This window comes from Ruegeria sp. BHSA118, assembly GCF_059613405.1.
The window spans coordinates 14,390-40,091 of record NZ_JBXWSM010000012.1; the positions used below are offsets into that span (position 1 = coordinate 14,390).

General features: G+C 57.9%; 22 protein-coding genes. 12 read left to right on the plus strand and 10 right to left on the minus strand.

The window, feature by feature from the left end:
* The first annotated feature begins 69 nt into the window (after positions 1 to 69).
* Positions 70 to 2,157, plus strand: coding sequence for a dipeptide ABC transporter ATP-binding protein (locus tag AC2FNN_RS05505; RefSeq protein ID WP_496757149.1), 2,088 nt, complete (start codon positions 70 to 72; stop codon positions 2,155 to 2,157).
* 117 nt (positions 2,158 to 2,274) lie between these two features.
* Here AC2FNN_RS05505 and AC2FNN_RS05510 read toward each other — a convergent pair whose 3' ends face one another.
* The 3 genes from AC2FNN_RS05510 to AC2FNN_RS05520 all read right to left on the minus strand — a co-directional run bounded on the left by AC2FNN_RS05510 (position 2,275) and on the right by AC2FNN_RS05520 (position 5,030).
* Positions 2,275 to 3,261, minus strand: a complete 987-nt coding sequence (locus AC2FNN_RS05510) for an MBL fold metallo-hydrolase (RefSeq protein ID WP_496757150.1) — start codon at positions 3,259 to 3,261, stop codon at positions 2,275 to 2,277.
* Positions 3,262 to 3,391: 130 nt separating this feature from the next.
* Entirely contained in the window at positions 3,392 to 4,354 is a 963-nt protein-coding gene (locus AC2FNN_RS05515) for a LuxR C-terminal-related transcriptional regulator (RefSeq protein ID WP_496757152.1), read from the minus strand.
* A 97-nt stretch (positions 4,355 to 4,451) separates the two neighbouring features.
* Positions 4,452 to 5,030 (minus strand): lytic transglycosylase domain-containing protein, encoded by a 579-nt coding sequence (locus tag AC2FNN_RS05520; protein ID WP_496757154.1) that lies wholly within the window; start codon positions 5,028 to 5,030, stop codon positions 4,452 to 4,454.
* 203 nt (positions 5,031 to 5,233) lie between these two features.
* Between AC2FNN_RS05520 and ssb the strand changes: the two genes are divergently transcribed.
* Positions 5,234 to 5,722: a single-stranded DNA-binding protein gene (ssb, locus tag AC2FNN_RS05525; protein ID WP_496757155.1), complete on the plus strand. Its 489-nt coding sequence runs from the start codon at positions 5,234 to 5,236 to the stop codon at positions 5,720 to 5,722.
* Between the two features lie 18 nt (positions 5,723 to 5,740).
* Entirely contained in the window at positions 5,741 to 6,811 is a 1,071-nt protein-coding gene (locus AC2FNN_RS05530) for a site-2 protease family protein (RefSeq protein WP_496757156.1), read from the plus strand.
* A gap of 9 nt (positions 6,812 to 6,820) precedes the next feature.
* Here the strand turns inward: AC2FNN_RS05530 and aroB are convergent, their stop codons facing one another.
* Together aroB and AC2FNN_RS05540 are read right to left on the minus strand one after the other, a co-directional pair.
* Positions 6,821 to 7,933, minus strand: coding sequence for a 3-dehydroquinate synthase (gene aroB / locus AC2FNN_RS05535; RefSeq protein WP_496757158.1), 1,113 nt, complete (start codon positions 7,931 to 7,933; stop codon positions 6,821 to 6,823).
* Positions 7,934 to 8,521, minus strand: coding sequence for a shikimate kinase (locus tag AC2FNN_RS05540; RefSeq protein WP_171116289.1), 588 nt, complete (start codon positions 8,519 to 8,521; stop codon positions 7,934 to 7,936). It abuts the gene before it with no gap.
* Between the two features lie 218 nt (positions 8,522 to 8,739).
* Here AC2FNN_RS05540 and AC2FNN_RS05545 point away from each other — a divergent pair, with 218 nt between their 5' ends.
* From AC2FNN_RS05545 to AC2FNN_RS05580, 8 genes are all read left to right on the plus strand, one after another.
* Positions 8,740 to 10,260, plus strand: coding sequence for a hypothetical protein (locus AC2FNN_RS05545; RefSeq protein ID WP_496757159.1), 1,521 nt, complete (start codon positions 8,740 to 8,742; stop codon positions 10,258 to 10,260).
* Positions 10,261 to 10,262: 2 nt separating this feature from the next.
* Positions 10,263 to 11,219, plus strand: a complete 957-nt coding sequence (locus AC2FNN_RS05550) for a site-specific tyrosine recombinase XerD (protein WP_496757160.1) — start codon at positions 10,263 to 10,265, stop codon at positions 11,217 to 11,219.
* Between the two features lie 63 nt (positions 11,220 to 11,282).
* The gene (locus AC2FNN_RS05555) at positions 11,283 to 12,590 is read left to right on the plus strand and encodes an HlyC/CorC family transporter (RefSeq protein ID WP_496757162.1); all 1,308 of its coding nucleotides are present in this window, start codon (positions 11,283 to 11,285) and stop codon (positions 12,588 to 12,590) included.
* Between the two features lie 414 nt (positions 12,591 to 13,004).
* A complete protein-coding gene (locus tag AC2FNN_RS05560; RefSeq protein ID WP_496757163.1) occupies positions 13,005 to 15,422 on the plus strand; it encodes a GcvT family protein in 2,418 nt (805 codons plus the stop codon).
* A 31-nt stretch (positions 15,423 to 15,453) separates the two neighbouring features.
* Positions 15,454 to 16,053, plus strand: coding sequence for a nucleotidyltransferase family protein (locus tag AC2FNN_RS05565; protein WP_496757165.1), 600 nt, complete (start codon positions 15,454 to 15,456; stop codon positions 16,051 to 16,053).
* 750 nt (positions 16,054 to 16,803) lie between these two features.
* Positions 16,804 to 18,240 carry a DegQ family serine endoprotease gene (locus AC2FNN_RS05570; protein WP_496757167.1) on the plus strand — a complete coding sequence of 479 codons (1,437 nt, stop codon included), beginning with the start codon at positions 16,804 to 16,806 and terminating at the stop codon, positions 18,238 to 18,240.
* 180 nt (positions 18,241 to 18,420) lie between these two features.
* A complete protein-coding gene (locus tag AC2FNN_RS05575) occupies positions 18,421 to 19,101 on the plus strand; it encodes a response regulator transcription factor (protein ID WP_152457754.1) in 681 nt (226 codons plus the stop codon).
* On the plus strand, positions 19,094 to 20,464 hold the full coding sequence (locus AC2FNN_RS05580) for an ATP-binding protein (protein WP_496757168.1): 1,371 nt from the start codon (positions 19,094 to 19,096) through the stop codon (positions 20,462 to 20,464). The genes AC2FNN_RS05575 and AC2FNN_RS05580 overlap by 8 nt, the downstream gene beginning before the upstream one ends.
* On the opposite strand, the gene AC2FNN_RS05585 is transcribed toward AC2FNN_RS05580, so the two are convergent.
* From AC2FNN_RS05585 to AC2FNN_RS05595, 3 genes are read right to left on the minus strand one after another with little or no spacing between them, the layout of a single operon-like run.
* A complete protein-coding gene (locus AC2FNN_RS05585; RefSeq protein ID WP_496757169.1) occupies positions 20,461 to 20,928 on the minus strand; it encodes a CYTH domain-containing protein in 468 nt (155 codons plus the stop codon). The genes AC2FNN_RS05580 and AC2FNN_RS05585 overlap by 4 nt on opposite strands.
* Entirely contained in the window at positions 20,925 to 21,680 is a 756-nt protein-coding gene (locus AC2FNN_RS05590; RefSeq protein WP_496757170.1) for a ParA family protein, read from the minus strand. The genes AC2FNN_RS05585 and AC2FNN_RS05590 overlap by 4 nt, the downstream gene beginning before the upstream one ends.
* A gap of 3 nt (positions 21,681 to 21,683) precedes the next feature.
* Positions 21,684 to 23,204, minus strand: coding sequence for a CHAD domain-containing protein (locus tag AC2FNN_RS05595; RefSeq protein WP_496757172.1), 1,521 nt, complete (start codon positions 23,202 to 23,204; stop codon positions 21,684 to 21,686).
* 305 nt (positions 23,205 to 23,509) lie between these two features.
* Here AC2FNN_RS05595 and AC2FNN_RS05600 point away from each other — a divergent pair, with 305 nt between their 5' ends.
* Positions 23,510 to 23,857, plus strand: coding sequence for a TfoX/Sxy family protein (locus tag AC2FNN_RS05600; RefSeq protein ID WP_496757173.1), 348 nt, complete (start codon positions 23,510 to 23,512; stop codon positions 23,855 to 23,857).
* 53 nt (positions 23,858 to 23,910) lie between these two features.
* On the opposite strand, the gene ndk is transcribed toward AC2FNN_RS05600, so the two are convergent.
* Positions 23,911 to 24,333: a nucleoside-diphosphate kinase gene (ndk, locus tag AC2FNN_RS05605; RefSeq protein ID WP_068334875.1), complete on the minus strand. Its 423-nt coding sequence runs from the start codon at positions 24,331 to 24,333 to the stop codon at positions 23,911 to 23,913.
* A gap of 114 nt (positions 24,334 to 24,447) precedes the next feature.
* Complete coding sequence (locus AC2FNN_RS05610; RefSeq protein ID WP_496757227.1) at positions 24,448 to 25,650, minus strand: multidrug effflux MFS transporter; 1,203 nt, start codon at positions 25,648 to 25,650, stop codon at positions 24,448 to 24,450.
* Positions 25,651 to 25,702 lie beyond the last annotated feature (52 nt).

Genomic DNA, 25,702 nt, shown 5'->3' on the forward strand with positions numbered 1-25,702 from the left:
CCCCCGGACCCCCCGGGATTTTTTTGGCCAGATGAAGGGGACCCCCGCATTTGGTGAGGAGTAAGAAAAATGAGCAAAATGGCGGATTGTGACGGCCCGATCCTGGAGATCGACAAGCTGTCCATCTCATTCTTTACCCGCCTGCGGGAAATCCCAGCCGTGATGGATTTCTCGGTCAGCGTAGAGCCCGGCGAAGCCGTGGGGCTGGTTGGTGAATCCGGTTGTGGTAAATCGACCGTGGCGCTGGGCGTGATGCAGGATCTTGGCAAGAATGGTCGCATCGTCGGAGGCACGATCAAGTTCAAGGGCCGCGATCTGGCAGAGATGTCGACCGAAGAGTTGCGCGACATTCGCGGCAATGAAATCGCGATGATCTATCAGGAGCCGATGGCATCGCTGAATCCGGCGATGAAGATCGGCAAACAATTGATGGAAGTGCCGATGATCCACGAGGGTGTAAGTCAGGAAGAGGCTTATTCCCGCGCGCTGGAAGTGGTGACGGACGTTCGCCTGCCAGACCCCGAGCGGATGTTGAATTCGTTTCCGCACCAGCTGTCGGGTGGTCAGCAGCAGCGGATCGTGATTGCGATGGCGCTGATGTCCAAACCGGCGCTGTTGATCCTGGACGAGCCGACAACGGCTTTGGACGTGACCGTCGAGGCCGCTGTGGTCGAACTGGTCAAGGATCTGGGCAAGAAATACGGCACCTCGATGTTGTTCATCTCGCATAATCTCGGGCTGGTTCTGGAAACCTGTGACCGTCTGTGCGTGATGTACTCGGGTGAAGCGGTCGAGCGTGGCTCGATCAAGGATGTGTTCGACGAGATGCAGCACCCTTATACACAGGCGCTGTTCCGTTCGATCCCGCTGCCGGGGGCTGACAAGAACACGCGTCCGCTGGTGGCTATTCCGGGGAACTTCCCATTGCCCCACGAGCGGCCTCCGGGTTGCAACTTCGGACCGCGCTGCGACTATTTCGAAGAGGGTCGCTGTGACGCAAAAGAAATCCTGATGGAGGCCGTTCCGGGAAATGACCGGCACCACACCCGCTGCCTTAAATTCCAGGAAATCGACTGGAACGCCCCACTTGCGCTGGCCGATCAGAAAGAAAAAGGCGAGATCGGCCGAACGGTTCTGAAAATGGACAACCTCAAGAAATATTACGAGGTTGCGGCAAATGCCTTGTTTGGCGGCGGTGAGAAGAAGGTTGTGAAGGCCAACGAAACACTCAGCTTCGAGGCGCACGAATCCGAGACACTGGCCATCGTGGGGGAATCCGGCTGCGGCAAGTCCACCTTCGCCAAGGTCCTTATGGGGTTGGAGACGGCCACAGACGGGCAGATCCTGCTGGACAACCGCAACATCGAACAGGTGCCCATCGAAGAACGCGATGCCAAGACGATCGGCGAAGTACAGATGGTTTTCCAGAACCCGTTCGACACGCTGAATCCGTCGATGACCGTTGGCCGCCAGATCATCCGGGCGCTTGAAATCTTCGGTGTCGGAAACTCTGAGGCCGAACGCAAGAAGCGGATGCTGGAACTGCTTGATCTGGTGAAGCTGCCGCGCGCCTTTGCAGACAGGATGCCGCGACAGCTGTCCGGTGGGCAGAAACAGCGCGTGGGTATCGCGCGCGCCTTTGCCGGCGATGCGCGTATCGTTGTGGCGGACGAACCCGTCTCGGCGCTGGATGTGTCGGTTCAGGCTGCCGTGACGGATCTGTTGATGGAGATACAGCGACAGCACAAGACCACGCTGCTGTTCATCAGCCACGATCTGTCCATTGTGCGTTACCTCAGCGACCGGGTCATGGTGATGTATCTGGGCCATGTCGTGGAATTGGGCACCACGGATCAGGTCTTTGCCCCGCCCTATCACCCCTATACCGAGGCGCTGCTGAGCGCGGTTCCGATCGCGGATACCTCGATCGAAAAGCAGCATATCGTTCTGGAAGGCGATATTCCCTCGGCCATGAACCCGCCACCAGGCTGCCCGTTCCAGACGCGTTGCCGATGGAAATCCGAAGTGCCTGACGGTCGGTGTGAATCCCACGTGCCGCCGGTGCAGACGCTGGCGGATGGGCACCAGATCAAATGCCACCTGGCCGAAGATATACTGGCCCGGATGGAGCCGGTGATCAAAGTCGCTGCGGAGTAAACCCGTTTCTGAACCATGGAAAGGGCCGGTCAGGACCGGCCCTTTCTGTTGGCGCCGCGGTTCGTGGGGAGACAGGCGGCGCTTGGGAGTGGCGTGAGTGGCGACCCCGGTAATTTGTCAGCCGGTCATGACGTTGTTGCCAAAATGCATGAATTCCTGGTTCATTCCGGCAATGCCACCGGCTTCAAGCTGAAGGCTGGCACTGTCGAGCATCGTGTAACTCTGCTGCCCCTTCACCCAGTCGTCGGCAGATTGCAGAGTGGTCAGCGTGTAGGAAGTGACCTCATTCAGGTAATGTGTGGGGATGATCACCTTGGGCTGGAGCTTGGACACGATATCGTTGCCCTGATCGAAGCTGAGGATATGTTCCGAGCCATCAACCGGCAGTGTCAGAACATCCACCTGTCCGATTGCGTCCCAGAACTCCTGTGGCGGGTTGTGGCGGTTGTCGCCCCAGATCAGCGTTCGAATGCCGCCGGTCTCGACCAGATAGACGACCATATCCATGTGGCCCACGTTGTTCGGCGGGCAGGCTTCCACGCCGAACTCAGCCAGCGCATTGGTCCAGTCATACCATCCCGGCGCGACACAGGCGTGTTTGTCAGCAAAGCCGGTGATCTTGATGTCAGCAAACTCGAAATTGCCCACCATGCGATCCAGCACCATGGTCGAACTTGGGCGTTCAATCGCATCGTGATCAAAATGGGCATGGGTCGACAGGGTGATATCCACCGGGATTTGCGGGAATTCGTTGCGGAACCAAAGCCCCCACGCGCCCGACGGGTCATCGCGCCAGGGATCAAACAGCACTGTTGCCCCATTGGGCGAGGTGATCTTGATCGCACAATGACCATAATAGTCGATGCCAACCGTCCCGGTGCTGGCCTGACCCGTTGTGCCTTGCAGATCAATCACATGGTTGTTGTTGCCCGGCTGTAGCCACGCCTGAGATTGCGCCTGGGCCGGTTTTGCGCCCAGTACGGAAGCTGTCGCGCCGACACCGGCAGCCCCCGCCGCCATAAAGAACGACCGGCGAGACAACCCCGGCGCCAGATGATCCTTGTCCCCGTTCAGGATGGTTGGTTTCAGATCTTTGCGATCCATTTTCGTGTACCTCTCTGTTGGACATGTGCAGGTTTTCCGCACGTCCCAGCCAAAGGTAACAAGCCAAGGCATATTGGCTCAGACCGAAAAAATGGGGGCGGAATGTGGGGGGAAACCCCATATTCCGCGTTCACGAAATCGAGAGCAAATGACTGCGCAGGTTCTGGCTGCGCCCTTCAAGGCCCAGCTTGCGACGGATGTTGTTGCGGTGAAAGTCGATTGTCGATGTTTCTCGCGACAGGGCCTTGGCGATGTCCTTGGTTGTTTTTCCAAACATGACCATCTGCGCAATCTCGATCTCGGTCGGGGTCATCATTGCAAACGCATCCGTCAGTTTGTCCGACAATGAAGACGTGATCTCGTTCAGGTTCTTCTCGGCCAATTCAAGATAGACATACTGCGCTTCGTCCCCGGAAAGCTGGGTTCGAACTTTTTCCAGATAGGGCAGAACCCGGCCGCGCACCTGTTCGACAATTTCGTGATCGCGGCCTTTGCGTTCGTCATCCAGACTGGACAGCAGGACGCGCAGTGCCGTGTTGGTTTCCTGCAACTCACGGGTGCGATCCGCGACACGTGTTTCAAGCTGCGCCAGTGTTTCGTTGAGTTTCTCTTCCAGCGCGCGGCGCAGGTAAACCTCTTGCAACAAAGCCAAATCCGACTCGACCATGCGTGCGAACTGCGCCAACCCTTCGCGGAACAACAAGGCACGCCGGTTCTGCTTGCGATCCAGAACACAAATCGTTCCGAACACCGATCCATCGGGCCATTTCAGCGGCAGGCCGATGTAAAATGTCATCCCATGTTCCAGATCGTCATTGTCCGCCCAATCTGGGTCGCAGGCTGCATCCTCAACCACCAGTTCTCCGTCCCGCTGCAAGACGCCCTGACAATAAAGTTTGGGATTCAACTGGAAACTCAAACCAACCGGATACGGGTTTTCGGGATGATCCGAGGTAATCAGCACCGCGTGATCCGGTGCGTCGGTTTTCATGATCAGGCTTGCGGGCACATCCGCCAATTCCGCGACCAGATCAACCAACTGCTGCCAGTTGGCCAGCGTTTCTTGCGGGATCTCAGGGTGGTCAACAGGCATGAGGCGGCCTCACCAGTTACTGGACGATACCTTTTCAGGTTAGTTGGACTGGTTGCGCCTGATCAAGAACCGGACGTTCTGCGCCGCGGCATCGGGTTTATCCCCCCCAGATGACCTTCACGTAGTTCTGGGTTTCCTTGTATGGCGGTATGCCGCCATGCTTTTCCACCGCTTTTGGGCCGGCATTGTAGGCGGCCAAAGCCAGTGGCCAGGATTTAAACTTGCGATACTGCCAGGACAGGTATCTGGCCCCGCCTTCAAGGTTCTGTTTGGGATCATGCGGGTTAACCCCCAACAGTTCGGCTGTTTGAGGCATCAGTTGCGCCAAACCCAGCGCGCCTTTGTGAGATTTCGCCTGCGGGTTCCAGCCGCTTTCCTGCTGCACAAGACGCAAAAACAAATCTTCGGGAATGTTGTGAAGGCGGGCAGCCTGTTTCGCCAGATCCAGATACTGGCCGCGATACTTCCCGGTATAGCGTTTGCCGGTGTGCGCACGGGATGTCTTGGGTTTCAACCGCGCGGAGTCGCGATACTGCGTCGCCGCACGGGAATCCAGTATCTTGGACTGCTTGAGGAAGATATCCTTGCGGCTTTTGGTAGACAGAGTTTGCGCCTGCACAGGCAAAACGGCCAGCACAAGGCAGACAACAGAAAACCCAGCAACCCAAGAACGCATCAATGCCTATCCTGCTCGATAAGAAACCAGACGGATTATAGGTATTCCCACAAAAAATGAAAGCTTGGTAAAGACCAAAGTAAGACTCTTGCCCAACACTGTTGTATCTACTGTTTTCATCCATGATGCAGGCCGTATAGGGTCTCACGAAACAAGTCGCGCCAGATTCGGCGCACATACGCGAAAACAGAACGAGGAATTACATGGCGGGTTCAGTCAACAAGGTCATTCTGGTCGGAAATCTGGGTCGTGATCCCGAAGTACGGACATTCCAGAACGGCGGAAAGGTATGCAATCTGCGCATTGCCACGTCAGAGAACTGGAAAGACCGAAACACGGGCGAGCGCCGCGAACGCACGGAATGGCACTCGGTCGCCATATTCAACGAAGGTCTGGTCCGTGTGGCCGAGCAATACCTGCGCAAGGGCTCAAAAGTCTATATCGAAGGGCAGCTTCAGACCCGCAAGTGGCAGGACCAGTCTGGCCAGGACCGGTATTCTACCGAGGTTGTCCTTCAGGGCTTTGGCTCAACCCTCGTGATGCTGGATGCGCGCGGCGAAGGCGGAGGCAGCGGCGGTGGTTACGGCGGCGGCCAGGCCGGTGGCAGCGGGTACGGCGACCCTTACGGTGGCCCGTCCAGTTCACCAGCGCCTGCATCGGGTGGAATCGACGACGACGAGATTCCGTTCTAAACGAAACGGAGATACAACATGACATGGTCCTTCTCTCTCGGCCGATTGCTCGGGTCCGAACTGAGGGTCCATGTCACGTTTTTCCTGCTTCTGGCCTGGGTGGGCTTTGCGGCCTATTCTGCTGGTGGCCTGCCGGCCGCCATAGACAACCTTTTGTTTGTTCTGGCCTTGTTTGCCTGTGTGGTCGCGCATGAATTCGGTCATGCCCTCATGGCGCGGCGCTTTGGAATCAAGACCCCAGACATAACATTGTTGCCGATCGGTGGGTTGGCCCGGCTTGAAAGGATGCCGGAAAAACCGATGCAAGAAGTGCTTGTGGCACTTGCAGGTCCGGCGGTGAACATCGTGATCTGGGTCATACTGGTCGCCTTCGGAGCGGGAGTGCCAATCGAGACGCTTTCCCAGATCGATTCACCGGGTATCGGGTTTCTGAACAGGCTGGCCTACATCAACCTGCTGCTGGCCGTATTCAACATGATCCCGGCCTTCCCCATGGACGGAGGGCGCGTGTTCCGCGCCCTTCTGTGCCTGCGTATGGATCGCGTCAAAGCAACACGCGTGGCTGCGGTCGGAGGTCAGATCGTTGCGGTGGGTCTGGGTTTTTTGGGGCTGAGTTCAGGCAACCCGTTTCTGGTGCTCATCGCTGTGTTCGTGTTCATCGCCGCCAACGCGGAAAGCCAGGACGTCGCCCTGCGATCCGCAGCACGCCGGGTTCTGGCCCGGGACGCGATGATCACGGAATTTCACGCGCTTTCCCCCAACGATACGCTGAGCACGGCGGCGCAAGCCGTGATCCACACCACTCAGCACGAGTTCCCTGTATTGGACTCAAGCAAGGCCCTGCTGGGATTCGTCACGCGTGAGCGGCTGTTTGCGGCGCTGGCAAGTGACCAACCCAGATCAGCGCCCGCCACGTCGATCATGGACGCGGCTGTCCCCTCGGTTTCACTCACCACCGGGCTCGAGACCGTTCTGGAGCACTTGCACAACGGCGCTCCGGCCATCGCTGTGGTCACTCGGGGTGGTCGCATGATGGGTTACATCACACGTGAGAACATCGGTGAACTGATGGTCATTCAGGGGCGCTAGGCCTTCAGGTCAAGCCGTGGCAAGCGCATCTGACAGGACCGAAAGAACCGCATCTTTCGGCACATCTGAGGTCACGAACGCCTCTCCGATCTCACGCGCCAGAATAAACCGAAGCTGGCCATCCACGACTTTCTTGTCCTGTCCCATAAGATCCACCAGCGCCTCGGCGCTTGGCAATTCGCCGGGAATATCGGCCAGATCCGTCTTCATCCCCATCGCACGCAAATGCGCGCGCACCCGACTTGGGTCCTCTTGCGAACACAGACCCAGCCGAGACGACAATTCAAACGCCAGCGCGCAGCCAATTGCCACACCTTCGCCATGCAGAAGGCGGTCGGAATAGCCTGTTGCAGCTTCCAGCGCGTGGCAGAACGTATGCCCCAGATTGAGAAGAGCCCGGTCACCTTGTTCGGTTTCATCCCGCGCGACGATGTCGGCCTTCATTTGCACCGAGCGCGTCACCGCGTGTACGCGGGCCGCCATGTCACCCGAGGAAACGCTTGGCCCGTGCGCCTCAAGCCAATCAAAGAATTTCGCATCGCCAAGCAATCCGTATTTCACGACCTCGCCATAGCCCGACAAGAAGTCCCTTTGGGTCATGGTCCCCAGGACAGAGGTGTCAGCCAGAACCAGCGAGGGTTGATGAAACGCGCCGATCAGATTTTTGCCCTGTGGTGCGTTGATCCCGGTCTTTCCACCGACCGAGCTGTCCACTTGCGCCAGCAATGACGTTGGAATCTGTACAAAGCGAACACCGCGCCGCAAAACCGCCGCTGCAAAGCCTGCCAGATCTCCGATGACCCCTCCCCCCAAGGCCACGACGACATCCCGGCGTTCGACTTTTTCTGCAAGCAGCCACTCGACGGCGCGCTCGAAATGCGGCCAACTTTTGGTTGCCTCTCCGGCGGGCAGTGCCAGCGCGGTCATCTCGATCCCTGCTGCATTCAGCCCGGCGCGCAACGCCTCAAGATGCAGAGCGGCCACGTTTTCATCGGTCAGAACCGCGACTTTTGGCCGGGCCAGAAGTGGTGATATCCAGCCCCCTGCCCGCGCCAAAAGATCCGGACCGATTTCAACGTCATAGGATCGGTCGCCCAGGTCCACATGTACTGTTTGGTGCATTTATTTGAGTTCCAAAACATCAGGGCGCGCCAACAGAGCGTCGACAACGCGGCCTACCATATTTTCGATCGAGGTCTCGCCATCCGAATCCACCGTCAGATCGGCCTGAGCATAAACCGGCACGCGGGCCTCGTAGAGGGATTTCAACGTCGCATAGGGATCGGCGGTGCGCAGCAGAGGACGGGTGTCTTTGTGGCGCACACGGTTCCACAGAACATTCAGGTCCGCACGCAGCCAAACAGCAGCGCCCTTTTCGGCGATGATGCGACGGTTTTCCGGCTGGAGAAACGCCCCCCCACCCGTTGAAAGAATGCCTTTTTGTTCATCAAGCAAGCGCCCGATGACCTGCGATTCCTTGGTGCGAAAGAAAGGTTCGCCGTCACGCTCAAAGATTTCAGGAATGGTCATGTTGGCGGCTGATTCGATCTCGGCATCGCTGTCCAGAAACGGAACACCCAGACGTGCGGCCAACGCGCGGCCCACCGCAGTCTTGCCAGCCCCCATCATACCCACCAGAACCACGGTTTTATGCAGATCAAAACCACCCTGTGTGTCTGTCGAATGTGTGTTATGCTTAATTTCGCTCATTTAAACGTGAATGACGTGATCTTGGGAAAAATGCCAGTTATAACTTGGCCAAAATCTAAAATTGAGGCAGCGTGGGGCCATGGGCCGACTGATCAAATTCCTGATATATGTTCTTTGCCTGGTATTCATTGGGCTGGTCGCCTACGCCTATGTTGGCCCATACTTTGGCGCGGATTTTTCTGCGCCTCAAAGTGAAATCCGCGAACCGGTCGTATTGGATGTCAACTAAACAGGCGCTGTTGGCGGTCTTTCTGGCGGGATCGGCACATGCGCAGACCCCGTTATCCGCGATCGAGTGGCTTGCGGATCCGCCGGAAAACCTGCCCGGAACCGTATTGCTTGAACCGCCTGTGGCACAGAATGGTGGATTGCCCGAAATTGAGGTCACGCCGCTTGAAGCGTTGTCGCAACCATTGGGCCTGGTCGCGTCATCCGTCACCGGGTTGCCCGTGGATTTGTGGCAAGGCAGCGATGCGAACCGATTGGCGGAGCTGATTGCAAAGACGCCCGTTCGCGACAACCCGGCCATGCAACGCCTGTTGTTTACATTGCTTCTGTCGGAAACCCGGGCACCGGCGGGCCCTGATGCGCAAGAGATTATGCTGCTGGCGCGGCTGGACCGTCTGATGCAACTGGGCGCGGCTGACCCCGTGCAATCGCTGATTCAACTGGCCGGGCCGACCGATACACAGGATCGGTTTCAGCGCTGGTTTGACGCAACGCTGCTGACCGGTGATGAGGATCGCAGTTGCACCGCCCTTATCGCCGATCCGCACCTGTCAAAGAACTACGCCGCGCAAGTGTTCTGCAAAGCCCGACGCGGAGATTGGGCATCGGCCGCGTTGACGCTTGAGGCCGCGCATGCCCTGAACATCCTGCCGCCGGCAGAGCTGGCGGTTCTGGATCGTTTTCTAAGCCCTGAACTCTATGAAGGCGCGGCTTACCTGCCCCAACCTGAAAACCCTGATCCGCTGAGTTTCCGACTGTTCGAAGCGATCGGAGAACGGCTTCCTTCCGCCTCGTTGCCACGAGCTTTCGCCAATGCGGATCTTCGGGATGTGGCCGGATGGAAAGCACAGATCGAAGCCGCCGAACGGCTTACACGCATTGGCGCTTTGACGCCTAATCAATTGCTTGGACTTTATACCGAGAGGTCTCCGGCTGCGTCTGGCGCAGTTTGGGACAGGGTCGCAGCCATCCAACGATTTGAAAGCGCTTTGGATACGCGAAACGCTGAAGCCATTGGAAAAACATTGCCGCCGGTCTGGCAGCAGATGCGCAGCGTCGGGCTTGAAGTGCCCTTTGCCGAATTGTTCGCCGAGCGTCTGTCGAAGGTTTCGCTGTCGGTGCCGGCGACTGAAAACCTGCGCTGGCGCATTCTGATGCTGTCTGGCCTGTACGAACAGGCTGCACAATCAGCACCGGACAACGCGATCGATACCCTGTTTCTTGCGGCGCTGGCACAGGGTGATCCGGGGCGGGCGGTTTCTCCTTCTCCGTTGGCGGACGCGGTTTCTCAGGGGTTTGCATGGGCGGCGCCCGTACCCAACGACATTGACGCCTTGCTGGACAACGGTCAGCTTGGTGAAGCCATACTGGAAGCCATGCAGCTTTTTGCGCATGGTGCACGGGGCAATCTTGTGGATCTGACCGCAGCAATCGCAACCTTCCGACGCGTGGGCCTGGAAGACACTGCGCGGCGCGCGGCGCTGAGCCTTTTGATCCTGCAAGAGCGTTAAAGATGGCTATCCCGGCGACAAATGAGCTATGGATTTCGACCTTTCTACAGGCCCAAGCAGCGGAACTTGGGGCGGCGACAAACACCTTGCTGGCCTATGGGCGCGATCTGAAAGACTTTGCATCCTGGTTGCAGCACAGGGGATCCGGATTCGATCAGGCAGATCGTGATCAGATCGAGGCCTATCTGATCGACTGCCAGGCACAGGGCTTGTCACGTTCCACCCGCGCGCGGCGACTGTCAGCGATAAAACAGCTGTACCGCTTTGCGTTCGAGGAAGGCTGGAGCGAGACGAACCCCGCCATCCAGATCAAAGGTCCGGGGCGGCAGAAGCGACTGCCCAAAACGCTGGACGTGCCCGAAGTCGACCGTCTTCTTGAAGCCGCCCGACAAACCGGTCGCAGCAAGGCCGACCGCATACGCAATACCTGTTTGATGGAAGTTCTCTACGCCACCGGGATGCGCGTGACCGAACTTGTGTCCCTGCCCGTTTCCTCGGCCCGTGGCGATCCGCGTATGTTGCTGGTGATGGGTAAAGGCGGCAAGGAACGCATGGTGCCCCTGTCCCCACCGGCGCGGGATGCGTTGGCTGCCTGGTTGATCGTGCGGGACGAAGCCGAAGACCAGACCGTTGAGAAAGGCGGTCAAAGGTCCCGTTTTCTGTTTCCGTCGCGCGGCAAATCCGGCCACCTGACGCGGCACAGGTTCTTTCTGCTGGTCAAGGAACTGGCCGTTCAGGGTGGCGTTTCGCCCGAGAAAGTCACTCCGCATACCCTGCGCCACGCCTTTGCCACACATCTGCTGGCCAACGGCGCTGATCTGCGTTCGATCCAGACCTTGCTGGGTCACGCCGACGTTGCAACGACCGAGATTTATACTCATGTTCTGGATGAACGGCTGTCGGAACTGGTGTTGCAACACCACCCGCTGAGCAAAGACCCTGACGAAGACCGGGGCTAAGCCCTTGATCCAGCAGCGCGGCATCCCCATAACGGATGCGTCACCCTAACCCACCAAGGACCAATGGAACCCTCATCTTCTCTGATCGACAGCGCATTCTGGTTTACGTCAGGCGCAATCCTCCTGTTGCTCGTTTTGTCCGCGTTTTTCTCAGGTTCGGAAACAGCGCTTACAGCCTCTTCTCGCGGAAAGCTGAGGGCACAGGCCGACAAAGGATCACGCGGGGCAAAAAAGGCGCTGGAAATCACCGATGACAATGAACGTCTGATCGGTTCGGTTCTTCTGGGCAACAACCTTGTCAACATTCTGGCGGCCTCGCTGGCGACGGCCTTGTTCACCCGTTTGTTCGGCGAAAGCGGCGTGGCGTTGGCGACCCTGGTCATGACTTTGCTGGTGCTGATCTTTGCCGAAGTGCTGCCCAAGACTTATGCCATCACCAATTCCGAAAAGGCCGCGGCGGCTGTCGCGCCGATCATCAGCGTTGTCGTGACGGTGTTTTCACCCATTGTGGCCGCGGTGCGGCTGCTGGTGCGCAGTGTGTTGCGCCTGTTCGGCGTGCAGATCGATCCCGACAGCAACATTCTGGCTGTACGCGAAGAGATTGCCGGCGCCTTGCAACTTGGTCATTCCGAAGGCGTGGTCGAAAAGGAAGACCGCGACCGCATCTTGGGTGCGCTGGATCTGGGCGACCGAACGGTGGAAGAGATCATGCTGCACCGATCGAATATTGAGATGATCGACGCCAATGCCGCCCCCGAGGCAATCCTGAAACAATGTCTGCAAAGCCCCCACACCCGCCTGCCTGTGTTCCGGGACGAGCCGGAAAACATCGTGGGCGTTGTCCACGCCAAGGACCTCTTTCGCGCCATGTATGCGCAGGCAGGCAGCAGCGACGGCGGGACCGACCGTTTGGCAAGCTTTGACATCGGAAAGGTGGCAAACGACCCTTACTTTGTGCCCGAAACCACGACGCTGGACGACCAGATGCGGGAATTCCTGCGGATGCACAGCCATTTTGCATTGGTTGTGGATGAATATGGGTCACTGCGGGGCCTGATCACGCTTGAAGATATTCTTGAAGAAATCGTGGGCGAGATTGCCGATGAGTTCGACATAAACGAAGAGGTGCCGGTAACACGCACCGAAGATGGCCAGTATCTGGTCGAAGGTTCCATGACGATCCGGGATGCCAACAGGGCACTGGACTGGTCTCTGCCGGATGACGAGGCGAACACGCTTGCCGGCCTGGTGATTCACGAAGCCCGGATGATCCCTGACGTCGGTCAGGTGTTTTCGTTCCACGGCTTCCGGTTCGAGGTCACGGCGCGTGAAGGCAACCGCATCACCGGACTGAAAGTGCGCCCTCTGTAACGCCTGCGATTTTTCTGAAATGTTCCGAGCGCTGCCAGAGTGCCTGCCGTCAACTGAACGACCCAACTGCGCTGAACCGGGCGCGGATATTCCGATCATCGCACAGTTTGACCCAAGCGCCGAGATGGGCGTGACGGGCCAGTTTGATCACCCCGACTTAGTTTTAACCATAGAGTAAAGTGGAAAAGCGGCCTTCAAGGCCGAAAAACCACTGGGCAATGTCGCACTGTACAAGGCGCATGCCGCCGAATTGTTTCCCCTCGGGTACAAGTTTCGACGCTCTTTGGCTGCGCGAGAAGGCTCTGCAAATCCAAAGCTGGTGCAATAGGTGCCATGCGACACCTGTTGTCGTTAACAGACGAGTAATATCCATATCGGCTCGACAGTTTTTCCAAAACTATTGGGAGGAACACTGTGAAAACCACCTGTCAGGTTGCCGTCATCGGGGGCGGCGTCGTCGGATGCTCGGTTCTATATCACCTGACCAAGCTGGGTTGGTCCGACGTGATGCTGCTGGAGCGGTCCGAACTGACCAGCGGATCGACCTGGCATGCGGCGGGCGGGTTTCATACGCTCAACGGCGACACCAACATGGCCGCACTGCAAGGCTATACCATCCGGCTGTACAAAGAGCTGGAAGAGATCACCGGTATGTCCTGCGGGTTGCACCATGTGGGCGGCATCACGCTGGCCGACAATCAGGACCGGTTTGACATGATGCTGGCCGAACGTGCCAAGCACCGCTTCATGGGGCTGGAAACCGAGATCGTCGGCCCCGACGAGATCAAGAAGATCGCGCCCATCACCAACACAGACGGCATCATCGGCGCGCTTTATGACCCTCTGGACGGGCACCTCGACCCCTCGGGCACGACACACGCCTATGCCAAGGCCGCGCGCATGGGCGGGGCCACGATCGAGACCCACTGCATGGTGCGCGAGACCAACCAGCGCCCGGACGGCACATGGGACGTGGTCACCGACAAGGGCACCATCCATGCCGAGCATATCGTCAACGCCGGCGGCCTCTGGGCGCGCGAAGTGGGCGCGATGGCGGGCATCTACTTCCCGCTGCACCCGATGGAGCATCAATACCTCGTCACCGACACCATCCCTCAGATCGAGGCGATCATCGACGCAGGCGGCGAACATCCGCATGTCATGGACCCGGCCGGCGAAAGCTACTTGCGGCAAGAGGGGCGCGGCCTGTGCATCGGCTTCTACGAACAGCCCTGCAAGCCTTGGGCGGTGGACGGCACGCCGTGGGAGTTCGGACATGAGCTGCTGCCCGATGATTTCGACAAGATCACCGACAGTATCGAATTCGCCTATCGTCGCTTCCCGGTTCTGGCCGAGGCCGGAGTAAAATCGGTGATCCACGGCCCCTTCACCTTTGCCCCCGACGGCAACCCGCTGGTCGGGCCGGTGCCGGGCGTGCGCAACTACTGGTCGGCCTGCGGCGTGATGGCCGGATTCAGCCAGGGCGGCGGCGTCGGCCTGACGCTGGCGCAATGGATGATCGAAGGCGAGCCCGAGCGCGACGTCTTTGCCATGGACGTGGCCCGCTTCGGCGACTGGATCACTCCCGGCTATACCCGCCCCAAGGTGATTGAGAACTATCAGAAACGCTTCTCCGTCGCCTACCCGAACGAGGAACTGCCCGCCGCCCGCCCCAACCGCACCACGCCGATGTATGACATCTTCAGCGATCTGGGCGCGGTCTGGGGCCAGCAATACGGGCTCGAGGTGCCGAACTATTTCGCGCAAGAGGACGAGCCGACCTATGAAACCCCCTCGTTCCGCCGCTCGGACGCCTTCGCGGCAACGGGCCGCGAGGTTCGCGCGGTGCGCGGTGGCGTCGGCATCAACGAGGTGCACAATTTCGGAAAATACCTTATCACCGGCCCCCGCGCCCGCGACTGGCTGGACCGGATCATGGCGGGTCGCATCCCCGCCCCGGGCCGCCTGTCGCTGACCCCGATGCTGTCGCCCAAGGGCAAGCTGATCGGGGATTTCACCGTGTCGTGCCTGGGCGAAGAGGAATTCCAGCTCACCGCCTCATACGGGGCGCAGAACTTTCACATGCGCTGGTTCCGGCAACATCAGCAAGACGGCGTAACCGTCAAGAATATCAGCGACAATCGCAACGGATTTCAGATTGCAGGCCCCAAGGCCCGCGAGGTTCTGGCCACCTGCACCCGCGCCGATATCAGCGGCATGCGTTTCATGGACGTGCGCCGGATGGTCGTCGGCATGACCGACTGCATCGTGCAGCGTGTCAGCTATACCGGCGATCTGGGGTTCGAGATCTACTGCGATCCGATGGCGCAACGCCAACTGTGGTGGACGCTTTGGCAGGCCGGAAAACCGCACGGCATGGTGCCTTTCGGCATGCGCGCGATGATGAGCCTGCGGCTGGACAAGTTCTTCGGCTCGTGGATGCGCGAGTTCTCACCCGATTATACCCCCGCCGAAACCGGGCTGGACCGCTTCATCGCCTTTGGCAAGGACGCCGATTTCATCGGCCGGGCCGCCGCCGAGGCGGAACGTGCGACAGGCCCCGCGCGCAGGCTGGTGGCCTTCGAGGTCGATGCAGACGACGCTGACGTGAACGCCTATGAACCGATCTGGCTGGACGGCAAGGTTGTGGGCTTTTGCACCTCAGGCGGTTATTCGCATTATGCGCGCAAGTCCGTCGCCATCGGTTTTCTGCCATCCGAACGCGCAGCAGATGGGCTTGAAACAAAGATCGAAATACTGGGTCAGATGCGCAAGGCAATGGTCATCTCGACACCCTTGTTTGACGCAGATGGCGCCCGAATGAGGGGATGACTCAGGCTCGGGCTGACGTCATTGTGCTGAAATGACTGAAATACCCATCATCCTTCTGGCGGCTGGCCAATCCAGCCGCATGGGCGGCATCGACAAGTTGATGCAGCCGATCAACGGCATCCCGTTGGTCGCCCGCTCTGCAAGCGTGGCCTGCGCCGTGGGTCCTGTGATCGTCGCCCTGCCCCCTGAACCAAATCCAAGATATGGCGCGCTTGATGGCATGGATGTACAGATCGTTCCGGTCCAGGATGCGGCAGAAGGCATGAACGCCAGTTTGCGCGCCGCGATCCAAAAGCTGCCACCTGATGCACCCGCCGCGATGGTTTTGCTGGCCGATCTGCCCGATCTGACAGAAGCTGACCTGGCAGCAATCCTGAAAGCGCGAGAAACCCATCCCGACAACCTGATCTGGCGTGGTACGACCGAGGATGGAAAGCCCGGTCATCCGGTGGTGTTTGACAGATCCCTTTTTGATCAACTGTCACAGTTGCAGGGGGACGACGGTGCCCAGAAGATCGCGCGAAAGCATCAAGACAGTGTTCATCTGCATCCCCTGCCCGGCCGAAACGCACTGTTGGATCTGGATACCCCGGATGACTGGAAGGACTGGCACAGAAAACACGCCCCCTGAACAAACACGGCCCGGTCTTATCGACCGGGCCGGTGCCCAAAACAGGACTACCACTTTGCTCAATCTCCAAAGCGCGGCCAGTGTGCTTTCAGAAACACCCCGGCTCTCAAACAGCCAAACCTAAACAAGACCCCCTCGTTAACACGCCGTTATCACTTTTGGTGATCGAGTTAGCCGCCAGCGCCCCCTAGCGCTTTTGGCTCCCCTCACTTGGGCACCTTCATCCTCACTTATCCGATCGTTCGAAACAACGTAAAATTGGAAGGAAGGGTTAATTTGGGTCTTGTTCAAATGGCTTTTGCGCAACATCGCGCCAAACCAAAATCAACTTAAAGGCGATTGGCTGTTTTCACAAGCGGTAGCGATTCGTGATTAAGCGCAAACTTATTGGCCAATACTCGCAATCAAAAACAATTTAATTGTGTCAAGCCACGTCTCGACCAGACCCACCCACAACCATTGGAAGAGCAGCTCTTTTCCCCATCATTTGGAAGGATGATTGTCAACAAAACAAAACAAATTCAATGTTTTTGAAAGTTTGACGCCATTTTTAGCAACAATCCTCCGATTCGCTCCGGTCCTGGTCGGTGAAATTCCGCGAATCCCGATCGACGTCGACCGCAAGCCAACACCGACTTTGTGGCAAAATTAAGATTTATTAATTGATCAGTCAGGAAACGCCAATTCTGAGCAGGCAACTGTTGTCTCAACGCGCAGCCGCAACTGCGTGATGATAATCAGGAGACACAAATGAGCATCCGCAAATCCTCGCTTCTACTTCCCCGCACGTCCAACTGGGTGGGTGTCAGTGCGCTCGGCGCAGCCCTACTGGCAACGACGGCCATGCCGTCCATGGCGGACGAGGCATTGGCTGACCTGGTTGAGACCGTTTCACCGTCGGTCGTGACCATCATCGCCGAACACGACGCAGCGCCGACCTCGACCCAGGGGCAGAACTTTGACTTCGAAGGACACCCGTTTGGTGAATTCTTTAAACGCTTTGGCGGCCCCGAAGGGTTCAACATGCCGCAACGTGGCCCGTCCCAGGGTCTGGGTTCGGGATTTGTTCTGGACGAAGCGGGATACATTGTCACCAATCACCATGTCGTCGACAATGCCTCGACCGTGACCGTAAGGCTCAGCGATGATCGTACCTTCGACGCCGAAGTGGTTGGAACGGACCCGCTGACGGATATCGCTGTTCTGAAAATCGACGCGGGAACTGACCTGCAAGCCGTAGAGCTTGGCGACAGTGACGAGATCCGCGTGGGCGAAGACGTGGTCGCCATCGGCAACCCCTTCGGCCTCAGCTCGACCGTGACCACAGGCATCGTTTCGGCAAAAGGCCGCAACATCTCGGAAGGTCCCTATGCCGAGTTCATCCAGACGGATGCGGCGATCAACAAGGGCAACTCGGGCGGTCCCCTGTTCAACATGGATGGCGAAGTGGTCGGTGTGAACTCGGCCATCTATTCGCCCAGCGGTGGTTCTGTGGGGCTTGGATTTGCCGTCACGTCGAACATCGTTGAACACATCGCGGCCGATCTGCGGGATGACGGACAGGTGAGCCGGGGTTGGCTGGGCGTGTCGATCCAGAACGTAAGCCCACAACTTGCGGCGGCGATGGGAATCGAGGCTTCCTCGGGTGCGCTAGTGTCTGACGTGGTTGCCGGCAGCCCCGCAGATGGTGCCCTGAAGCAGGGAGACGTTATCCTGTCATTCAACGACGATGCCGTGGAATCCAGCGGTGACCTGCCCATCCTTGTGGGCACGACCAAGGTCGGCACCGACAGTACTCTGACCGTTTTGCGTGATGGCAAGATGGAAACGGTGACCTTGACGGTTGGCCAGCATCAGGCCGCATCGGCCCAGGCCGACAAGCCGGTCGAGGCGGAAGTTGCGGGCACAACACTGGGTGTGACCGTGGCCCCCCTGACCGAAGCGGTTCGGGCAGAAACCGGTGTTGCTGAAACCGTCGAGGGCGTCGTCGTCACCGACCTGAAGCCCGACAGCCCCGCGGCAAAGGCCGGCCTGCAACGCGGCGACGTGATCGTCAAGCTCGGCAATCAGGACACAGTTACTCCGGACGCGCTGAAATCTGCGCTGGACAGTGAGAAAACCGATCCTGCCCTGGTGCTGATCAATCGTGGCGGCAACCAGATATTCGTTGCGGTCGAACTGGCCTGACCATGAACATGCGTGCGCCGCTTGATGGGGATTTTCGGCGTACGCCTCAGCCGGCGGATCAGAGTTGTCCACTATCCGCCGGGCTTGCCGGGTGCCGGCCCAGCACCCGGCAAGAACTTCTTCTAACCATATGCTTTAGCTAAAATTTGTGTTTAAATATCAAAAGAAAGGAGCCCGAGCATGAGCCGCCGTCTGTTGATCGTCGAAGATGATGCTGACACCAGGGACTTCATCGCCAAAGGTTTTGGCGAAGAGGGGTATGTGGTCGAAACCGCGGCTGACGGTCGTGAGGGGTTGTACCATGCCACTGACGGCGGGTTTGACGCCATTGTTCTTGACAGGATGCTGCCCGGTCTGGACGGGCTGTCGCTGATCAAGTCCATGCGGGCCGCTGGCTTGAAAACCCCGGTTTTGATGCTGACGGCGATGAGCGCCGTGGACGAAAGGGTCAAGGGGCTGCGCTCGGGCGCTGACGATTATTTGGTCAAGCCTTTCTCGTTTCAAGAGTTGCACGCCAGAATCGAAGCCCTGTTGCGTCGCCCTCAGGAATCCGAAGAGACGCCGACATTGACTTGCAAAGACCTTCAGATGGATTTGTTGACCCGCAAGGTCACACGCGACGGGCACGAGATCACCCTGACACCGCGTGAGTTTCAGATTCTCGAATTTTTCCTGCGCCGCAAAAACCGCGTGGTGTCGCGCACCATGTTGCTTGAAGGGGTTTGGGATTATCATTTTGACCCGAACACCAACGTCGTGGACGTGCATATCTCGAAGTTGCGACGCCAGTTGGACGAAGGCGGTGACGCGCCGTTGATTGAAACCGTCCGCGGAGCGGGTTACATGATGTCCGATGGATAACCTTCGGCTTTCCCTGAACAATTCCCGAACAAGGCTGGTCGCGACCAGCATGTTTCTGAGCACGATTCTGACAGCGTCGGTACTTGCCGTCGTCTATGTGACCGCCAATCGAAGCATCGAGGCCGAAACCCGCTCGGTCGTATCAGCCGAGTTGACGGGGCTTGCAGATGAATACGAAAGACGTGGGCTGATAGGTTTGATCACCGCAATTGAGCGCCGTTTGCCAAGTGCCGCCGAGCGGGACGCGCTTTACCTTTTGACAGATCGGTTGGGCCTCAAACTTGTCGGCAATCTCAAGACCTGGCCGGTGAACATTGCTGCCGGAAGCGGTTGGGTAGACTTGGAACTGCGCCGGGCCGACAACGATCAGCTCGTGCCGGTTTCAGCCGCATCCATCCGCCTGCCGGGCGGCGAGCGCCTGCTGGTCGGGCGGGATGCGGCGTCGCGCCAGCAATTCGACAGGGTTCTGTTTCGCTCGGTTGCGCTGGCGCTTGGGATTGCTTTGGTTCTGAGCGTCATCACCGGCTGGTTGTTCACGCGTTTGGTGTTTTCGCGCCTTTCGGATATTGCCAGTACGGCCGAGAATATCGTTTCCGGTGACCTGACAAAACGAATGCCGCTGCGCGGAACCGGGGATGAATTCGATCAGGTTTCAGGTACATTGAACAACATGCTTGACCGGATCGAGGAGTTGATCAGCAACCTTCGAACCACCTCGAATTCGATTGCACATGATCTTCGCTCACCTTTGTCTCGTCTGCGGCAGAGGGTCGAGGCCCTCTCTGAACCCGGCAAAAGCGAGTTGGATCGCGAGATCGACATTGCGCGGGCGACGGGTGAAATTGATCACGTTCTGCGGGTGCTGGGGCAGCTCACCGAAATCTCACGGGCCGAGGCCGGCCTGGGGCGTGAGCAATTTGAAACCATCGATTTGCAGCAACTGGTTGGTGATGTTGTCGAGCTTTATGACCCGGTGGCCGCCGATCAAGGCGTGCAGCTTGAAGTCAAGGGTTCCGCCCCTGCCATTCAGGGGCACCGGCCCCTTCTGTCGCAAGCTCTTTCCAATCTGTTGGAAAACGCAATGCGTTACGCGCCGGAAGATACTGCGATCACGATCTCGATCGGTTCTCGCGACGGTTTTACCCAACTGAGCGTCAGGGATCGTGGCCCCGGAGTACCGCCCGAAGAACTGGATCGCCTTCAGCTTCCCTTCGTGACACTTGACCCCGCGCGGACGGAACGGAATGCGGGTTTGGGCCTGGCTCTGGTTGCGGCAATTTCACATATGCACGGCGGGAAATTCGCCGCCCGGAACTGCGACCCCGGGCTGGAAACCACGATCAATCTGGCGCAACAGCGTTAGTCCGGAACACCGTAGATCGCCATGGTCTTGTTCTTGTATCGTGTGTCAGCGGTGACATCCGCGCCAAACCAATCCGGCGGCACGTATCCTTTGGCCTGCTCCTCCGAGGTGAACTCTACCTCGACCAGGCGCAACGGCGCCAGATCGCCTGAAAAGACGTCCAGCTCGAACACCAACCCATCCGACAAATGTCCGGTGTAGCGTTCTTTTTCAACCCTGCGCCCTTCTGTTTCCGGCCAGAAGGTTTCAAACTGATCAGCAGTGATTTCTGCCTCTCGCTCTACCCGGACCAGGCCACCGCCCCCTTTCAAGGTCAGGAAAAACGCATCGTTTTTTTGTCTCAGCCGCAGCTCGGTGGAATCGTCGGGGGCCGTCAGATAACCCTGCCTTACAACGGCTTTTTTCGCTTTGCTCAGATCCGGCAGGCTTGAAACCAGAAACTTGCGCTCGATTTCCTTGTTCATTGGTTCGAAACCACTCCGTTTTCCAACTCTTCAAGCAGCGCCCCATAAGACGCACAAGCCGCACTGCGCCCGGCATAGGTACTGACCGGGGCACGATACTGACCCATCTTTTCAATATCCGCAGCGAAAGGAACCACCGTCTGCAAAAAGCGTTTTGGATACAGCTTGCGCATCGTCTTCATGGTTTCCTGATGCAAAACCTTCCGATGTTGCACCATCGAAAAGAAGGCCCGCAGCTTTTTCTTGCGCAGCTTGTGTTGTTCAAAAAAGCTCACCAGCTGATCGAAACTCCGCTCGGACAAGGTAGTCGGAATGACCGGCACGACGATTTCATCGGCAGCTTTGAAGACGTTCTCGGACAAGGTCGAAAAGTTGGGCGGGCAATCCAGAATGATCACGTCATAGTCGCTGCCCGCGGCCATCAAAGCTTTTTTCAACCGCGAGCGTTTGTTTCGCATCCGCGACAGGAACACGTCGAAGTCGCGGAAGGTCAGGTTCGCCGGCAGAACGTCGAGCCCTTCGAAATCGCTGGCCCGGATGGCCTTGATAAACCGTTCCAGATCCTCGAAAAACCGCGCATCCTTCAGTCTTTTTGATGGCTTCACCCGAAAGTAGAACCCTGATGCGCCCTGGGGGTCGAGATCACACAACAGCACCTGTTGCCCCGCCTGCGCATAGGAATAAGCCAGGTTCACCGAAGTTGCGGTTTTGCCGACACCGCCCTTGTTGCTGTAACAGGCAATGATCTTCATTCCTCACTCCTCTTTTCGGTGAAACAAGATCCGAAACAGGCGCCGGGTATCCGGCCCGTCAAACTTCCGAAAGCTGGCAGTCACGCGGCTCCGCTCGGCCTTTTGGCGCTGATCCAGAACCGCAATTAATCCCCCCACGGCCAGGCCCATCCGCGCATCCACATGACCCCGCGTGTCGCTGTGCTGCGCGACAAAAGCCAACAAGGACTTTTGCTGAACAGCGCAGTCGTTGAACAAGCCCAGATTGTCCTGTAGCTTTTTCAATGGCTTGATGATGTTCTTGAAGCTCTTTTCATCGAACAGAGGCCCAAATATCTCCATCAGATAGCGCAGTTTCTTGCAATCAATACGAAGGTCATGCACGGTTTCGTCCGGAGTTTCGTCGGTGATACCACGTGCGATTTTGCAGACCTTGCGATACCGTTTCCAGATCAATGCGCACGCATATTCATGTGCTGCCCGTTTCGCGTTTGATCCGGGCGTAAGGTGATCCGTTCCGTTAAACTTCGCCGTCAGATCGGACATACGGGCGTTGTATTCGTCACTGCGCAACCGGCGGGACAAGCGTGACAGCTCTTTGGCGCGCTCCTTCTCGAAAAGGTCGAACATCTCTTGCAAGCCCGTGTGAAGACCGGGCGGTATCAGCCTGAAGTATTTATCTTTTTCCAGAAGATAGACATCCAGATCACGCATACGCCCGGTGGCGGCCATGAGATCGGAAAAGACACGCTTCAATTGCGCGGTCTGCGCGTCTGAAAAAACGCCTTTGAACAGGCTGATCACGGATCGGACCTTTCGCAACGACACCCGGTAATCATGCAGAAACTCTGTGTCGATATCGGCCATCACCCCATTTTCGTTTTGCCGGGCAACTTGCAGATATGTTTGAATGATGTCTGCCGCGACCTGAATAGATGGCTCAGATTTTCCCAACTTGATCTCTGGCTTGGCGCGATAGGCGGCCATGCCCGGGAAAAGTCCGGCGCAAAGCGCTTCGACACCCGGCCTGCCCCCGGACAAGGCGGAAATCGCGGTGTTCACCTTTTGAAATTCTGTCTCATACCCCCGCAGCCGCTGAAGCTGAACGATTGCTGCCTGACCCGTCTGCGAAAACAGGCACCAAGCCGTTCCCCTGACCAGCGTTTTCTCAAGCTCATCCAATACGGAGAGAGGTTTCGTCTGAATCCCTCCGGTTCCGATCTGCATCAGCGCACGCAGTTTGGGGAAACCCTTCAAAGCCGCTTTCACGGGGCCCTCGGGCAGGTCTTGAACAAACCGTCCCTGCCCCTTGCCGCATTGAGACAGTGGCGCACGGCCATTCTGGAAAAGCCACAATGTTTCTTGAACCTCAACCAGAACACGACCTGAAGTCCGCAACGATTGATCGTGGCAATCCAAAAGCATGAAAGATCTCGATTCCGTTGGTGGGTCGATCCTGATCGTGAACCCGGGAATGAGCTTTTCAACATGCGCTTGGCCAATGGATTGGGACAGAATGCACTGAACATCTGAAGGTTCGGTCATGATCCACCAATCCGGCGCGTTTTCAGGTATTGATTGACGCTGGTCTCAACGATCTTCGGCACGCGGGTTCCTTCTTCGACGGTTCTGATCCTTCGTCACGTTCAGTGTAGTCGGCTTCAACCTTGGTCAGCAGTTTGTCTGGCCCTGGACCGACCCGCTTTTGGTATCTGTTGGCTTTTGAAACCCGCACCGCCGAGGCAGCATGACCTCATGAGAGCGGAAACACCAGAAGACAGCAAGACATTATGTTTCGCCAACGCGCAAACATGGGTGACAGACCCTGGAGGTGCAATTAAGACAGGCACATGAGTGATCCAGTTTCTTCGATCCGCAACCTTGGCCCGGCTTTTGAACAGGCCTGCGCGCGCGCCGGCATCCACTCGGCTGAAGAACTGCGAGAGCTGGGACCGGATGAAGCCTATGCCCGGCTTTTGCGGGCTGGTACCAAAGCACATTTCATCGGCTACTATGTTTTGGTGATGGGGCTTCAGGGACGCCCCTGGAATGATTGCAAGGGTGAAGAGAAAAAGAAACTGCGACAGCGTTTCGACGCGATCAAGGCCGGCAACAGCGCCGCGCCGGAAAACCGGATGGTTGCCGATCTGGATGCCATCGGCGTCCGCGTTGCCCCCAAAGATCTTAAGCAGGTCTGAATAAAAAAGGCCGCCCCTGGCGGAGCGGCCCGATCTTTCGGCAAAAAACCGGCTTAGCCGACCAGTTCGATGCCCGAGAAGAAATATGCGATCTCAACAGCCGCGGTTTCCGGAGCATCCGAACCATGGACCGAGTTTTCGCCAACCGATTCAGCAAATTCCGCGCGGATGGTGCCCGGTGCTGCGTCTGCCGGGTTGGTTGCACCCATGACTTCACGGTTCTTCGCAATGGCACCTTCGCCTTCCAGAACCTGAACAACGACCGGAGCCGAAGACATGAACTCGCACAGTTCGTCATAGAACGGGCGCTCGGCGTGCACTTCATAGAACTTGCCGGCTTGCTCTTTGGTCATGTGGATGCGCTTCTGCGCAACGATACGCAGCCCGGCTTCTTCGAACTTGGCGTTGATCTTGCCAGTCAGATTGCGGCGGGTTGCGTCGGGTTTGATGATCGAGAATGTACGTTCCAGTGCCATGTCGGCCTCTCCTTACAATGTGGCGCGGGTCCGCGCCGAAATCCATCGCGCGCCGCGTATCACGGTCTTTCGCTCATGAAAAGTGTTATGATGGTTTGCCTGCCGCTTTGGCGCTCAGAATGTATCCGGCAAAGGGTCTGTCCGGTCCAGACGCCGAACGTAGAGCACTGCAAGTAGACCTGCAAAGCTGCTGGCCCACATCATGCCCAGAACCAGAAACGGCCCGTTTTCAGGGCTGACAAACGCACCCGTCATCGAGGTCAGGATCGCGCCAAGCCCGACCACCATCGCCCCGGACAACCCTGCCGCGCTGCCTGCCAGCTTGGGGCGCACGGACATGACCCCTGCCGAAGCGTTTGCATTGGTCAGGCCATTGCCGAACCCGACGCAGATGGCCGAACCGAAGAATACCCAGACTGACCCCAGCCCAGCGATGAACAGAAGCAATCCGCAGAATGGCCCGGTCGAAGCCACAACGCGGCCGATCAGGATCATTGTGGTCAGACGCGTCCGCGCCGCGATCCGGCCAGTGACGAAGTTACCAACCATGAACCCGCCTGTTATGATTCCAATCCCAAGGCCCAACATCGCAGGGCTCAGATCAAACCATGCGGCAGCGACCAATGGCGCGCCGGTGATGAAGCTGTAGAACCCACCAATCGAAAACGATGCGCATAAGGCATAACCCCAGAATCGGCGGGCGCGAAACAGATCGGGATACTCGCGCATTTGGGCTGTAAAGGTTGAAGAACGGTTTGTATTGGTCTCGCCCATGTCGAACCAAAGCAAAACCAGCAGCCCCGCCCCCAGCACAGTGTAAAGAACAAACCCCGAGCGCCAGCCAAAGAGCATGTCGAGTGTCCCACCCAGCATCGGGCCAAGCATTGGCGCCAATGCCATGGCCATCGCCACATAACCCAGTTTGCTTGCGGCCTCGTTCGGCGGATACCGGTCTCTGATCGATGCGCTGGAAAGAACCGACCCAGCCACCACTGCGGCCTGCAATAGACGGAAGCCCAGAAAGGTCCAGATGGTCTCGGCCAGAGAGCATCCGATTGAGGCGAGGACGAAGATGGTGATGCACATCAAAAGTATCGGTCTGCGCCCGAAACGATCAGAAAGCGGACCCATGATCAGTTGCAACACGGCTGAGACCGCCAGATACCCGGCAACCGAGAGGTTAACCAAGCCATAATCCACACCGAAATCCGTACTCATGTGGGCCAGAGACGGCAGGAACATGTTCAGTGACAAAACCGACAGTGCCGTGGCAAAGATCAGAGTGACCAAGTGCGGAGGTGTCCGTGCCGCGCGCATGTGAAAACCGTTCTGAATAGCAAACGACACAGCGCTATCACATTGCTGAAAG